The sequence below is a fragment of the Carboxylicivirga sediminis genome, from assembly GCF_018156225.1.
GTDB lineage: Bacteria > Bacteroidota > Bacteroidia > Bacteroidales > Marinilabiliaceae > Carboxylicivirga > Carboxylicivirga sediminis.
This window is the reverse complement of sequence record NZ_JAGTAR010000011.1, coordinates 81649-96746: the sequence shown is the minus strand read 5'-3', so window position 1 is coordinate 96746 and position 15098 is coordinate 81649. Positions and strand designations below refer to the sequence as shown.

At 39.6% G+C, this 15098-nt stretch carries 12 protein-coding genes; 9 read left to right on the top strand and 3 right to left on the bottom strand.

Features of this window, described 5'->3' with window-relative positions:
- Positions 1 to 169 precede the first annotated feature (169 nt).
- The 6 genes from KDU71_RS09025 (at position 170) to KDU71_RS09000 (ending at position 8317) form a co-directional block, all read left to right on the top strand.
- Positions 170 to 757, top strand: a complete 588-nt coding sequence (locus KDU71_RS09025; protein WP_212189872.1) for a hypothetical protein — start codon at positions 170 to 172, stop codon at positions 755 to 757.
- Positions 758 to 893: 136 nt separating this feature from the next.
- Positions 894 to 1163, top strand: coding sequence for a 30S ribosomal protein S15 (gene rpsO / locus KDU71_RS09020; protein ID WP_212189871.1), 270 nt, complete (start codon positions 894 to 896; stop codon positions 1161 to 1163).
- Positions 1164 to 1374: 211 nt separating this feature from the next.
- The gene (gene pnp / locus KDU71_RS09015) at positions 1375 to 3522 is read left to right on the top strand and encodes a polyribonucleotide nucleotidyltransferase (protein WP_212189866.1); all 2148 of its coding nucleotides are present in this window, start codon (positions 1375 to 1377) and stop codon (positions 3520 to 3522) included.
- Between the two features lie 109 nt (positions 3523 to 3631).
- Positions 3632 to 4111 carry a hypothetical protein gene (locus tag KDU71_RS09010; protein ID WP_212189864.1) on the top strand — a complete coding sequence of 160 codons (480 nt, stop codon included), beginning with the start codon at positions 3632 to 3634 and terminating at the stop codon, positions 4109 to 4111.
- 11 nt (positions 4112 to 4122) lie between these two features.
- Positions 4123 to 6243: a prolyl oligopeptidase family serine peptidase gene (locus tag KDU71_RS09005; protein WP_212189862.1), complete on the top strand. Its 2121-nt coding sequence runs from the start codon at positions 4123 to 4125 to the stop codon at positions 6241 to 6243.
- Between the two features lie 352 nt (positions 6244 to 6595).
- Entirely contained in the window at positions 6596 to 8317 is a 1722-nt protein-coding gene (locus KDU71_RS09000) for a tetratricopeptide repeat protein (protein ID WP_212189860.1), read from the top strand.
- 77 nt (positions 8318 to 8394) lie between these two features.
- Here the strand turns inward: KDU71_RS09000 and KDU71_RS08995 are convergent, their stop codons facing one another.
- Entirely contained in the window at positions 8395 to 8922 is a 528-nt protein-coding gene (locus tag KDU71_RS08995; RefSeq protein ID WP_212189858.1) for an RNA methyltransferase, read from the bottom strand.
- A gap of 97 nt (positions 8923 to 9019) precedes the next feature.
- Between KDU71_RS08995 and sucC the strand changes: the two genes are divergently transcribed.
- Positions 9020 to 10210 carry an ADP-forming succinate--CoA ligase subunit beta gene (gene sucC, locus KDU71_RS08990; protein ID WP_212189856.1) on the top strand — a complete coding sequence of 397 codons (1191 nt, stop codon included), beginning with the start codon at positions 9020 to 9022 and terminating at the stop codon, positions 10208 to 10210.
- Between the two features lie 77 nt (positions 10211 to 10287).
- Here the strand turns inward: sucC and KDU71_RS08985 are convergent, their stop codons facing one another.
- Both KDU71_RS08985 and KDU71_RS08980 read right to left on the bottom strand, forming a co-directional pair.
- Positions 10288 to 11550, bottom strand: a complete 1263-nt coding sequence (locus KDU71_RS08985) for an arginine deiminase (protein ID WP_212189854.1) — start codon at positions 11548 to 11550, stop codon at positions 10288 to 10290.
- A 143-nt stretch (positions 11551 to 11693) separates the two neighbouring features.
- Complete coding sequence (locus KDU71_RS08980) at positions 11694 to 12905, bottom strand: NAD(P)/FAD-dependent oxidoreductase (protein WP_212189852.1); 1212 nt, start codon at positions 12903 to 12905, stop codon at positions 11694 to 11696.
- 102 nt (positions 12906 to 13007) lie between these two features.
- On the opposite strand from KDU71_RS08980, the gene KDU71_RS08975 reads away from it, so the two are divergent.
- A complete protein-coding gene (locus tag KDU71_RS08975; RefSeq protein WP_212189850.1) occupies positions 13008 to 13769 on the top strand; it encodes a DUF2490 domain-containing protein in 762 nt (253 codons plus the stop codon).
- A 44-nt stretch (positions 13770 to 13813) separates the two neighbouring features.
- Positions 13814 to 15088, top strand: coding sequence for a cytochrome b N-terminal domain-containing protein (locus KDU71_RS08970; RefSeq protein ID WP_212189848.1), 1275 nt, complete (start codon positions 13814 to 13816; stop codon positions 15086 to 15088).
- Positions 15089 to 15098: the final 10 nt, after the last annotated feature.

The window sequence follows — 15098 nt, the reverse complement described above, 5'->3', positions numbered from 1 at the left end:
AATACTTAAGCTAAAAAGTACCAAAAGCTAAACCTTTTGTTGTCAAAACAGTATAAAAGAAATTTGGCGTAACTAAAAAGGGAATTATTAAGTAATGTTAATTTTTGGTTCGCTTTTTGATAGTTGTTGAACGTTAGAATTTAATTAGAAACCCAAATACGAATAAATTATGAATACGAAAAGATTTTTTGGAGTTGCACTTTTAACCTTATCCATTGTTGTTGGATTAAATAGCTGTAAATCGAAAGAGAAAGTTTCTACTAACAATGAAGTTGGAACAATTCTGGAAGATATGCCATGTGAAGATGCCGGCCGTTCTGACAAGAAATTCTTCCGTGCTAGTGCCATGGCAACCAGCTCTGATCTCAGCTTAGCAGAGGAGAAAGCACTTCTCAATGCCAAACAAAGATTGGTTACTTTAATTAGCTCAAATACCAAGTCAGTAACCGACCGCTATGTGAACGAACGTGAATTTGGTGATGCTGCCGAATTTGAACAAAAATTTGAAAACCTGACACGTGAAGTAGCAGACGAAACCATCAATAACATTGTGGTGGCCTGTCAGAAAAAAAGCGTACTACCTAATGGTAAATACAGAGGTTTTATAGCTGTTGAAGTGAGTAAAGATGATGTTTTAAATGGCATCAACAACAAAATTTCTCAAAACCAGAAATTACAAGTTGATTACGACAAAGCTAAATTCGAAGAAATCTTCAACCAGGAAATGCAGAAAATGGCTGAAGAAAGAGGTTTCTAAGAGCTATTGAGAAACAGAATAAAAGGCAGTCTGACGTATCACGACTGCCTTTTTTATAAAAAACTAGTTTTCATACGCTTGCCACATCCAATTAATTACGTATCTTTGCACCCGCAAATATATTTAAACAAGAGTTATGTACTTAACAAAAGAGAAAAAGCAAGAAATCTTCGAGAAGTACGGAAAGTCGAATTCTGATACTGGTTCTACAGAGGGCCAGATTGCATTATTTTCATACCGTATCTCTCATTTGACTGAGCACTTAAAGTCAAATCGTAAAGATTATAGCACACAACATGCTTTGATTAAGTTAGTAGGTAAGCGTCGTAGCTTATTAGACTACTTAAAGAAAAAAGATATCGAAAGATATCGTAAAATTATTGCTGAGCTTGGTATTCGTAAGTAAGCAATTAAGAAACGTATTAGAGAGCAACTATCTATCGGTAGTTGCTCTTTTTTTTGTTAAAAATCGTAACATACACCCCTACTGGCGATCATTTTGCTTAATTTATCGTTTATAAATTAAAACAATCCATCCCAATTTTATCGTAATCAAAGTTTAATACATATCTTTGGCTGTGATAAAAGAAGGATAAAAAAAAGATAAGAAAATTGTCATGATTAAACCATTTGAAAAAGTTATTGAACTGGGTGATGGCAGAACAATTACCATTGAAACAGGAAAGTTAGCCAAGCAGGCTGACGGATCGGTAGTTGTAAAAATGGGTAATACCTATCTGTTAGCGACAGTTGTTTCTGCAAAAGAAGCAAAGCCTGATGTTGATTTTATGCCGCTAACTGTTGAATACAAAGAGAAATACGCAGCCGTTGGACGTTTCCCTGGCGGATTTCAAAAAAGAGAGGCTCGTCCATCAGATTACGAAATATTAGTATCGCGCTTAATTGACCGTGCTTTACGTCCTCTTTTCCCTGATGATTACCACGCTGATACATTTGTTACAGTTAACCTTATTTCAGCTGATGATGAGATTTTACCAGATCAATTAGCTGGTTTGGCAGCTTCTGCTTGTTTGGCAGTTTCTGATATTCCGTTTAACGGACCTATCTCAGAAGTACGCGTTGCACGTGTTGGCGGTGAGTTATTGGTTAATCCAACTGCAACTCAATTAAAAGAAGCTGATATGGACATCATCGTTGCTGCTACCATGGAAAACATCATGATGGTAGAAGGTGAGATGTCAGAAGTTTCTGAAGCAGATTTGTTGGAAGCTATGAAAGTAGCTCACGATGCAATTAAAGTTCAGTGTCAGGCTCAGATCGAGATGATGGAAGCGCTTGGCAAGACTGAAAAGCGTGAGTACTGTCACGAAGAAAACGACGAAGAACTTGAGAAGAAAGTTTGGGAAGCAACTTATGATAAAGCTTATGCTGTAGCAAAGTCAGCTAATCCAAACAAGCACGAGCGTATTGATGCATTTGGTGCTATCGTTGAGGAGTTTATTGCTGAAAATTACCCGGAAGGTTCTGAAGAAGAAGCTCCTGTTGGGTTAATTAAAAAATATTACCACGACGTTGAAAAAGAAGCGGTTCGTAAAGTAGTATTAGACGAGAAATTTCGTTTAGATGGTCGTAAGACTGACGAAATTCGTCCTATCTGGAGTGAAGTAGATTACTTGCCAGGACCTCATGGTTCAGCTGTCTTTACCCGTGGTGAAACACAATCATTAACTACCGTAACATTAGGTACCAAGTTAGATGAGAAGTTGATTGATGACGTAATGAATAAGAGCTACGAGCGCTTCTTATTACACTACAACTTCCCTCCATTCTCAACCGGTGATGCACGTCCTGCACGTGGAATCAGCCGCCGTGAGATTGGTCACGGTAACCTGGCTTTCCGTGCATTGAAACGCATGTTACCTGAAAACTATGCCTACACGGTTCGTATCGTATCAGATATTCTGGAATCAAACGGTTCGTCATCAATGGCTACTGTTTGTGCCGGAACACTTGCCTTAATGGATGCTGGTGTACCTGTTAAAAAGCCTGTATCGGGCATTGCAATGGGGCTTATCTCAGATAAAAAAACTGGCGATTTCGCAGTGCTTTCAGACATCTTAGGTGACGAGGATCACTTGGGTGATATGGACTTCAAAGTAACCGGAACACGCGATGGTATCACAGCAACTCAGATGGATATCAAGATTGATGGCTTATCATACGAAGTATTGGAAAAGGCACTTAACCAGGCAAAAGCCGGTCGCATGCACATCCTTGATAAATTAGAGGAAACCATCACTGAGCCACGCGAAGATTACAAACCACATGCTCCACGTATCGTTAACTTCGATATTCCTAAGGACATGATTGGTTCTGTTATCGGACCAGGTGGAAAGATTATCCAGGAAATTCAAGCCACTACTGAAACCGTAATTACCATTGAAGAAGAAGGTAACATTGGTAAAGTAGCTATCTCTGCTTCCAATAAAGCTTCAATTGACGCAGCAGTTGCAAAAGTAAAAGCGATTGTCGCAGTACCTGAAGTGGGTGAAGTATACCGCGGTAAAGTCAAGTCAATTGTTCCTTTCGGAGCCTTCGTTGAAATTCTTCCAGGTAAAGATGGTTTGCTTCACATCTCTGAAATTGAGTGGCGCCGTCTTGAAAAAGTGGAAGATGCACTTAAAGAAGGTGAAGAAGTTGAAGTGAAGTTGATCGAAGTAGATCAGCGCACTGGCAAACTGAAGCTTTCGCGTAAGGTATTATTACCAAAACCTGAGCGCAAAGAAAAACCTAAAAAAGACTAATTAGTTAGTTCTATACAATTCTAGAAGCCGTCTCTTAAGACGGCTTTTTTTTGATGCACTCACTTCTTTTTTCTATTTTACACTTCCGAAAACACCTAAACACTATTTCATGAAGCAACAAGAAGCATTTGATATACTTAATGCTCAACTTAAGGATATACCCAAAGTTCAGATTCGTTCGTTAAGTTTGGCCGTTCTGCCAAGGTTAATCAATGTTCTGGATACACACATGGATAAATGCCCTCATTGCCGTAAATTCAATATCGAGGGCGAAGCTTTTATCAACAACATCGCCCCTCTTTTTAAAGACGATATATCATCCAGAAAGCAATTTGAACAATGGGTTGATGAATCGCAAAAACACCTGAAGATAGAGCATAAACTGCAGGTTAGCGGACGAATCACATCTGCCTACACTGCCATAGGAATGGCTCTAGGTGCTATAATTGCCTTTGGGGTTAGCTTATTATTGGAAAATGCCAATACCCTGGCAAATGTAAGTATTGGCTGGGCACTTGGTATGCTCACCGGTTATATGACAGGCAAAATCACCGAAAATAAACTCAAACAAGACAATAAACTCTATTAATTCTCCCCATCATGAAACACCTTTTTCTTCTCACTCTGACAACTATGTTAGTATTAAACGCATGCGATTGCAACAAAAGTCCGTATGAATACCCCGAAACTAAGAAAGGGGATGTAGTTGATGAATACTTCGGCACAAAAGTAGCCGATCCATATCGCTGGTTAGAAGATGACCGCTCAGCAGAAACAGCTGAATGGGTCAAAAAGCAAAATGAAGTGACCTTCTCATATCTGGAATCTATCCCTTATCGACAAAAGATTAAAGAACGACTAACCGAAATATGGAACTACCCAAGAACCTCAGCTCCTTTTAAAGCCGGGGGCAAATATTTTTTCTCTAAAAATGATGGCTTACAAAATCAAAGTGTTTATTACATGCAGGAATCCCTGGATAGTGAGCCTGTTCTGTTTTTAAACCCAAATACTTTGTCCGATGACGGTACTGTTTCACTCACTAACTTTTCGGTGTCTAAAGATGGTAAATACCTGGGATATGGTGTTTCAAGAGGCGGTTCTGACTGGCGCGAGTTTTACATTAAAAACATCGAAACTGGCGAAACTTTGTCAGACCACCTGAAATGGATTAAGTTTTCGGGTATTGCCTGGTATAAAGATGGTTTTTTCTACAACCGCTACCCTACCCCTGCTGAGGGCGATGAACTAAAAGGTGAAAACAAGAACAGTCAGATATACTATCACAAAGTAGGCACTGCTCAGGAAGCCGATCAATTGATATATGAAGATGCCGAAAATTCTGATTGGAGCTTCAGCGCTTCTGTAACAGATGATGAAAAATTTCTCATCATTAGCGTTACGGAATCAACTTCAGGTAATGCGTTATATTTTAAAAATTTAGAAACAGACTCGCCGGTCATTAAAGTGATTACCTCTTTCGAGAAAGATTATTCGGTGATTGAACATGTCAACGGTAAGTTGTGGGTTTACACCAATGACGATGCACCAAAATACCAGGTTATCTCAATGGATACAGAAAATCCTGAACGCTCTAACTGGACAACATTAATACCTGAAGACAAGCACAATGTACTGGAAGGCATTTCATTAACAGGTGGTAAGGTATTTGCCAACTATCAACAGGATGCCCATTCACAAATCAAGGTTTTCAACCCTGACGGAGATTACTTATATGATGTTGAATTACCATCCGTTGGCACAGTTAGTGGTTTCAGAGGTAAGGCAGATGATCCGGAAACATTCTACACCTTCTCATCATATACCTACCCTGCTGTAGTTTATAAATACAATACTAAAACTAATGAATCGGAACTTTATAGCCAGACCGAGATAGATTTTGACATTGACCAGTATGAGACCAAGCAAATTAAATACCTCAGTAAAGACGGTACGGAAGTACCAATGTTTATTGTACACAAAAAAGGACTCAAACTGGATGGTAATAATCCAACCTGGCTATATGGTTACGGCGGCTTTAACGTTAGTTTAAACCCACGTTTTGATGTACGACGCTTATTATGGCTTGAGAATGGCGGTATTTATGCAGTAGCTAACCTCCGTGGTGGTGGTGAATATGGTGAAGCATGGCATAAAGCCGGCACAAAAATGCAGAAGCAAAATGTATTTGATGACTTTATAGCAGCTGCCAATTATTTAGTAGATAATGGCTATACCAAACCAAAGTATCTGGCCATTCAAGGAGGTTCAAATGGTGGACTATTAATAGGTGCTGTTATTAACCAAACACCTGACTTATTCAGAGTTGCCTTCCCGCAAGTGGGCGTTATGGATATGCTCAGATACCAGCACTTTACTATTGGTCGATATTGGGCTACCGATTACGGTACAAGCGAGGACAGTAAAGAAATGTTTGAATACTTACGGAAGTATTCTCCTGTACATGCCATTAACCCCAAACTAAACTATCCGGCGGTGATGGTAACAACAGCTGATCACGATGATCGTGTGGTACCTGCCCATTCGTTTAAATACATTGCCACGTTACAGAATGCCTATAGAGGCAAACGTCCAATGATGATACGCATTGAAACAGATGCAGGCCATGGCGCTGGCACACCTACATCAAAAGTTATAGAGGAATGGACGGATTTATATACATTCACATTCGACCAAATGGGATTAACCCCGAACTTATAGTAAATAAAGAGGAGGCTACAATAGCCTCCAATTGTTTCTTTTAAAAAGATTTACAAAAAGCACAACACAATATTTCAACTGGAATATCAAAATAAAAAGCATATTATATTTACGCTATTTTGATAGAATATTCCCTCAAAAAACATTTAACAATATTTGACAAAAAAGGCATTTATTCAAGATTAATGACATGTTTTTAGTGATTAAACTGTTTATTTTCGGTTATTTCTTTATCTTTAAAGAATGATTATGTCATTTAATGGTATATCACTATTTAATTTTTTAAAAACATTTATAATTTTGCAGGAAACACTGTAGATTAAAGTCAAAAACAAATAATTGGGTAAACATTATGAAAAGAATTAGAATTTCTCTAATTGCATCTCTAGCAGTGGCAGCTTTGTTAGCGAGCTGTTCTGGTTTAGACAAGATGAACAAAGGTGCTAAAGACGTTAGTTATTCAGTCAATCCTCCAGTATTGGAAGCTCACGCTGGTCAAGTTAATCTTGATGTGACTGTTCAGTTCCCTGAAAAATACTTCGACAAAAACGTTAGCATCGAAGCTACTCCTGTATTAGTATACGAAGGAGGCGAGACAGCTTTCCCATCATACCGCGTACAAGGTGAGAATGTAGAAGGAAATGATAAAGTAATTTCAAGCACAGGTGGTACTTACACTTACAGCAACTCAGTACCATACAACGAAAACATGAGAGTTTCTGACTTAGTTGTTCGCATTAAAGCAACTAAAGGTTCTACTACTAAAGATTTTGAAGATTATAAAATCGCCGAAGGTGTTATCTCAACTTCTGAATTAGTAGCTGACCAGGGAGCTCAATCAACTATTGGTGATGATGCTTTCCAAAGAATCATTGCTCAATCAAAAGCTGCTGACATTTTCTTCTTAATCCAGCAATCAAACATTCGTGGTTCTGAATTAAAGAAAGAAGACATTGCTGCTATCAAAGAATACATGAAAGAAATTGAAGCTGCTGAAAACATCAACTTCAAAGGCATTGATATTTCTGCTTATGCTTCACCAGACGGACCAACTGATTTAAACAGCAAGTTAGCAACTCGTCGCGAAAAAGTAGCTAAAGATTACTTAGTACGTGAGATGAAGAAAGCTAAAGTTGAAGGTGGTACTGACGAAGCATTATATACTTTGAAAAACACTCCTGAAGACTGGGAAGGTTTCAAAGAGTTAATGGAAAAATCTAATATTCAGGACAAAGAGCTTATCTTGCGCGTTCTTTCTATGTACAGCGATCCTGAAGTACGTGAGCGTGAAATCAAGAACATGTCAGAGACTTTTGATGTAATCGCTGACGAAATTCTTCCACAATTACGTCGTTCTAAAATGGCTGTAAACGCTGAAGTTATTGGTAAAAGCGACGAAGAAATTTCTGAGCTGGCTGCCAACAACCCAAGCGAGCTTAACTTAGAAGAACTTCTTTATGCTGCTACTTTAACAGACAACGTTGATGAGCAATTGAAGATTTACCAAGCAGCTGCTTCTCAACACCCTAAGTGTTGGAGAGCTGAAAACAACGTTGGTTGTGCTAAATATGCAAAAGGTGACTTAGCTGGTGCTAAAGCTGCTTTTGAAAAAGCTAACAGCCTTAAAGGTGGTGTTGCTGAGGTTAACAACAACCTTGGTGTTATTGCACTTCGCGAAGGCGATATCGCTAAAGCTGAAGAGTATTTCGGAGCTGCTGCTGGTGCAGGTGCTGAGCTTGACAACAACTTAGGTATCGTTGCTATCCACAAAGGCGACTATGATGCTGCAATCCGTTACTTCGGAAACAGCACAAGCTGCAACGCTGCATTAGCTAAAATTCTAGCTACTAAATACGATGCTGCTTTATCAACAATCAACGCTAACACAATGGAAGTAGGTTTCAAATACTACCTGAAAGCTATTGTTGGTGCAAGAACTGCTGATAACGACATGATGTTTGACAGCTTACGTAAGGCTTGTGAATTAGACGCTAAATTCAAAGCTGCAGCTACAACTGATATGGAATTTGCTAAATTCTTCGAAGATGCAACTTTCAAATCAATCGTTCAGTAATTAAAGACTATACGATATAGAAAAGGGGTAACAATAGTTACCCCTTTTTTTTGTGACTTAAACCGAACTAATAGTGATTAATTCAACTTACGAAAGAGTTCCCAAAGCACAATGCCTGCACTTACCGATACGTTAAACGAGTGCTTTGTCCCATACTGAGGAATTTCAATACAGGCATCACTCATGTTAACAATTTTCTGTTGAACGCCCTTTACCTCATTGCCAAGCACAATGGCATATTTGGCATCTTTTTCGGGCGCAAAATCAATAATTGAAGTACTATTCTCAACCTGTTCCAAACTGCAAATAACCCATCCTTCAGACTTCAATTGCACAATAGCATCCTCTGTGTTCTCAAAATATTGCCAGTCTACAGCATCTTCAGCGCCAAGGGCCGTTTTATGTATTTCTTTGTGAGGAGGTGTGGCCGTAATACCGCACAACACAATTCGCTCTACTTTTAGCGCATCAGATGTACGAAAGACCGAACCAACATTATTCAAACTCCGAATATTGTCCAATACAACTATTACGGGCATTTTTGAGCTACTCTTAAACTCTTCAATGGATAAACGATTCAGCTCACTTGTCCTTAATTTTCTCATTCTCGCATATTTTGACAACAAAAATAGCACTATTCCTGTTTTTATAGGTAATTGTATAATAATGAAACCCTTTATTGGATACTAAATCCCTCTGATTATGAACATACACGAATACCAAGGAAAGCAAATACTTAAGTCTTTTGGCGTAGCCATTCAGGAAGGAATTGTTGCAGACACACCAGGAAAAGCCGTTGAAGCAGCCAAGCAATTGCAAGTTGAAACCGGCACAGGATGGTGGGTTGTTAAAGCCCAGATTCATGCAGGTGGAAGAGGCAAAGGTGGTGGTGTTAAGTTGGCTAAATCTTTGGATGAAGTGAAAGAATTGGCCAATAATATCATTGGTATGAACCTGATAACTCACCAGACAGGGCCAGCTGGTAAAAAAGTAAACAAAGTACTAATTGCTCAAGATGTTTACTATCCGGGCGAGACCGAAACGGATGAATTCTATATGAGTGTATTGCTTAACAGGCAAACAGGTAAGAACATCATCATGTACTCAACCGAAGGAGGAATGGATATTGAGGACGTGGCTGAAAAAACACCTCACCTTATTTACAAGGAAGAAGTTGATCCTGGCCTGGGTTTATTGGGTTTTCAAGCACGTAAAATTGCCTTTAACCTCGGATTATCTGGTCAGGCCTTTAAAGAGATGACCAAATTTGTTACCGCTCTGTATAAGGCTTATGTTGAAACAGACTCTTCCATGTTTGAGATAAATCCTGTTCTTAGAACATCGGATAATAAAATATTGGCTGTAGACGCCAAGGTGAACCTCGATGACAATGCATTGTTTCGCCACCCGGCCTATGCTGCCATGCGCGATCTGTCTGAAGAAGACCCTGCAGAAACAGAAGCCAGCAAAAGCGACCTTAACTTTGTTAAGTTAGATGGTAATGTAGGTTGTATGGTGAATGGTGCCGGTTTGGCAATGGCTACCATGGACATTATTAAACTATCCGGTGGCGAACCTGCCAACTTCCTGGATGTAGGCGGAGGTGCCAATGCCACAACAGTTGAGGCCGGACTAAAAATCATCTTAAACGATCCTAATGTAAAAGCTATTCTTATAAATATATTTGGTGGTATTGTGCGCTGCGACAGAGTAGCGAATGGAGTAGTTGAAGCTTATAAAAATATTGGAGAGATTGATGTGCCGATTATCGTTCGTTTGCAGGGCACCAATGCTGAAGGTGGTAAAAAAATCATTGATGAATCGGGGTTAAAAGTCTATTCTGCCATAACGCTAAAAGAAGCATCCGACCTGGTTCAGCAAATTGTAAACTAAATTAATTGAAGCCATTGTTATATACTAAAAGAGGGACCTGTTAATTTGGCCCCTCTTTTTTTATAATTAATGCTATCCTACCACTTCACAGGCTTCCGGCGAACTGGCATACTCATGCATCGTGCTCCTCCTCCACCTCTTGACAGTTCAGAACCGCCAATGGTTACAACATATTTTTCATACTCAGCCAAATCAACCTGTCCACTAATCACATCGTTGGCCTTAATAATTTCAAATCCGTTCTTGTTCATCTCCTCCATGGTATAAACATTGCGTGCATACCCCAGCACCTTACCCGGTCCCATTGCAAAGAAGTTGGCTCCACTATGCCATTGCTCACGCTCCTGCGTCCAGATATCACTTGAGCCACCACAGCATATTGGCTTCAAATCCATACCCAAGTCTTTCAGGCAGCTAATAAGATTAGCTTTCTTTTCAATGGAGGCTACTTCGCCATTATCGATGGTAATCAGGATGGTACTGTAACGGCTATCCTTCAGGATAAGTGGCTCGTATACCATACAGGCATCTTTATCAAGAAACGTAAACACCATATCCAGATGAATAAAAGACTCAGGTGTATCAGGCAATTGCTGTACCACCACATAATGACGCTCTTTCTTCTGCTTTAATTGATTTACGATAAAATCGATACCTTGCGACGACGTGCGGGCGCTATTACCAATGACCAATACATCCTCACGGGCAATCTGAACATCACCACCTTCTATCATTGTTTCGTTTCCAACATTATAGAAGTTCAGCGGATTAACCGTTTGTGTTTTAAAGCGTGATGAATGATTAAAAATAGCTTCCATCACAATGGCTTCACGTTCACGTACCTTATTCGCCATTTTCGAAATCAGCACCTTATCATACATAGTTACACTGGCATCACGTGTAAAAAAGAAATTGTGCAGAGGACGAAGTGAGTATCTGTCATCGGATAAGAAGGTAGTTAATGAATCTGTCTTAAGATTAACCCCCTCAATTAATTGACGCGCCAGTTCTGTTGCCGGCAACTCTAATAAATCTTCTTTAATATTTAGTACCTGCTCGTATGTGCAGATTTTTTCAATCAAACTGAGCTTAATTTTGGGCTGTTCCAATATCTCAGCCAGAAGGTCTTTCACCTGATAGGTTTGCGTCACCTTTTCTAAAACACCTGAAAACTGCTGATATTCTTCTACGGCAACCGACAAGTTGAGAATATCACTATACAAAGCTCGTTCTGCATTTGACGGTGTCATGTTTTCCACTTCCTTGCCCGGCGTGTGCAATATAACACCCTCCAACTCTCCTATCTCAGAGAATACACCGGTATCAATGGTTTTAATCATGAACTAATGGTTTAAATTATTTGGTTTTTCTTCTTGTCGCAAATTTAAAAACCAAACGCAATTAAAAAAATGATTGAAGACACTTCTTTAATTTCTTTAAAATAAGCCACTAAACAAAGTAGCATTCTATACCAAGTGTTAGCTCAACCAAAAGAAAATGTCATCTTGGGAGGCAGAGGTAATTCATCTTGCACCTTCTCCTTACTCCAATGCTCAAAAAGTGCTTGCTGGTAGGTTTTAGCCCGTGGTCCGTCATTCAGAAAAACAACAGCTTTCAAAGCGTTATCGCTGTAATACATAATGCGCCGTATATCACCATCAACTTCTTCGACCTCTTCATCCACACCCGGAATTACAAACTCATAAGCTCCTGAAAACATATATAGTCCAAACACCTCTGTTTTTAATCTGAAAGGTGGCAAAGTGTGCCCCTCCGGCTTATCCAACAATGTCAATGCAGCCAGTTTACCCTGATGTTCAGCTGCATGCCACAAACCTGTAACAATGCCCCGTTCGTGCTGTGCTACATCACCTGCCGCCAAAATATCAGCATCTGAGGTTTGCATAAAAGCATTTACAATAATTCCTCGCTCAACCTTTAAGCCTGCTTTAATACCCAACTCAATATTCGGGACGGCTCCAGTACAAGCTATTACTTCATCAAATTCCAATTCCTGCCCCTGCAGATTAACAGCGTAATGCCCGTTGTGCTCATGGATAGCTGCAACACTTACGCCCTGAAACAACTTCACTCCCTTATCTATCATCCTTTGTTCCAGCACTTTCAGCAGACTAATCGGAAATAGCTTCTGCAGCGGATATTTCATCCGGTTTGCCAAAATAACCGCTTTTCCTTTTCGCACCAGCTGATCTGCTGTCTCAACGCCTTCTACGCCTCCACCAATAATTAAAAAGCGGTCTTTATTTTTACATGTCTCCAACACACGATCAACATCACTGGCATTTTGAACACTATGCAGATTTTCTGTGGCAATTCCTGCAATTTTAGGTATGACCGATACCGCTCCTGTTGCTAACATCAACTTCTCGTAACTGCAAACCAAACCGCGCTGGGTACTAACCACCTTTTCGGCACTATCAATATTTATTACACGATCATATATCAGATCTACATCGTTATCCTTATACCATTCTCTGTCAGCTATTTTAAAATCATCCTTATCAAATCCGCGCACCATGTTCTTATTGATTTTGGTACGTTTATATGGCAATCTGTCCTCACCATGTATCAGTAAAATTTTTCTTTTATCATTATTGACACGCAGTGTACGTATAAAACTGATAGCTGCAATACTTGCTCCAACTACTATTATTGGGTAATTATTTCGATCCATATCAGGTTAATATTATAAATTACAAAACGATAATTAATATCTTTGCATTTCTTACTATCTATAACAAATCATAGCTATTTGGGTTGAATGCAGCAACACAGAATGAAAAAAATATCACTACTTTTTATATGTATCATAATACCGGCGGTGTCTATTAGTTCCCAACAAAATGCTGACATACACATCTTCAATGGAGAAGGCGAGCTACGAACGATTTATGTACAGCGCCACCGCTTAAATGAGAACTACACTCTTAACCTGGATGGAGGATCGTATATAGGCATAGGAACTAACTCCTGGACGCGATGGGGCTTTCGCGGCAACATACAGCGTACACTTAACCATAACACAAAAGTTGATATTGGCTTTATGTACAACCGGGTACACCTATTTGATAAAATAAACAGTGATAACCCGGAAGAGTCTTTTGATGTAGTGCGACACGAATATCGTCCACACCAGTCATTAAACATTAACTACCCGCGTTTTGCAAGTTCCGCTCTTGAGCATCGTTTTCGTATAGAGGAACGTATTTTTAAAACTGTGCATACTGATAAAACAGACTTTAGAATGCGCTTACGATATCGACTGATGCATCAGGGACGATTCGACGGCAAGCCAATTGCCCCCAAGTCACTATTCTACCGAACCTTTGCTGAGTTTAATTTCAACATATACGAAGAAGCTGATGATGTATTCTGGGTGCGCGGTCGATATTGCTTCGGCATTGGCTATCAGTTTAACTCACGCCTAAGTGCAGACACTAACTATTTTTTTGAACACAATAAAACATCTAGTAGCGAACCCACAACCAACATCCATATCTTTCAGATCACTCTGAGACATACAATATATTGGCAATAAAGCGCGTTGATAGATTTAATTACAGCTATATTAAGACAACAGGCATGAATGAACCAGCAACACAAAAAGCGATAACCAGGTTTTTACTACACCTTCACCCGCCCAGAGTTAATTCGCAATCCATAAAATATACTCGTACATTTGGCTTGGGTGGTATTGCTGCATTGCTTTTTGTGCTCCTTTTTATCACAGGCATGCTACTACGGTTCATATACGTACCATCGGAAAAGGGAGCATATGACTCTATAAGCTATTTGCAAAGCGAAGTGTTTTTTGGCCAGCTATTACGCAATATGCACTATTGGTGCGGAATGCTGTTAGTTGTTGTGTCTTTTCTTCATGTCATACGCGTTTTCTATAGTCAATCGATATACCACGAAAGAAGAAAGAACTGGCTGTATGGGCTACTCATCATGTTCCTGGTAATTATGTCTAACTTCACCGGCTATTTACTGCCTTGGGATCAGTTGGCTTATTGGGCTGTTACCATCATGACCAATATGCTGAGTTATATTCCTGTAATTGGTGATGGACTAGCTACGCTGGTTCGTGGAGGGGCTGAAGTTAACGAGGGCACTTTGTTAAGGTTCTATCATTTTCATACAGGCCTGTTACCATTACTGATGGTGTTTACCATGAGTATACACTTTTGGCTGGTTCGAAAAGCCAAAGGTGTAACTATTGCCGATTCCAGTAAGAAAGAAATGGTAAACACCAATCCAGAACTGGTTTATAAAGAAATTGTTGTGGCCCTATCACTCATTCTATTGCTAATTGCCTTTTCCATGCTGTTGGATGCACCGTTGTTAGACAAAGCCAACCCCCTGGAAAGCCCCAACCCAAGCAAAGCACCCTGGTACTTTATGGGTTTTCAGGAGCTGCTGCTGCACATGCACCCAGGCTTTGGTATTTTTATCGTACCTGTTCTGGTAACAGCTTTTCTCATTTACATCCCCTATGTAAAAGGCCTTAATGCGAATGTTGGTGTTTGGTTCAATTCGGCTGTTGGCAAACAAGTAACTACCTGGTCGGCCATTTATGCCGTTGTATTTACAACTCTAATAATAGTGGGCACTGAGTACTTCTTTAAGTTTCAGGAATGGATGGCTAATCTCCCTGTACTTATTACAACAGGATTGCTGCCTTTCATCATATATATTCTACCAACCTACGGCTTTATGTTGCTTATAAAGAAGAAATTAAAGGCTGGTAAAATGGAAGTCTTAATTAGCCTGGTCACCATTTTGCTAACTGCCTATTTGGTAATGACCCTAGTTGGAAGTTTATTAAGAGGCGAAGGAATGCATCTGTTTGCCTAAAACTAAGTGT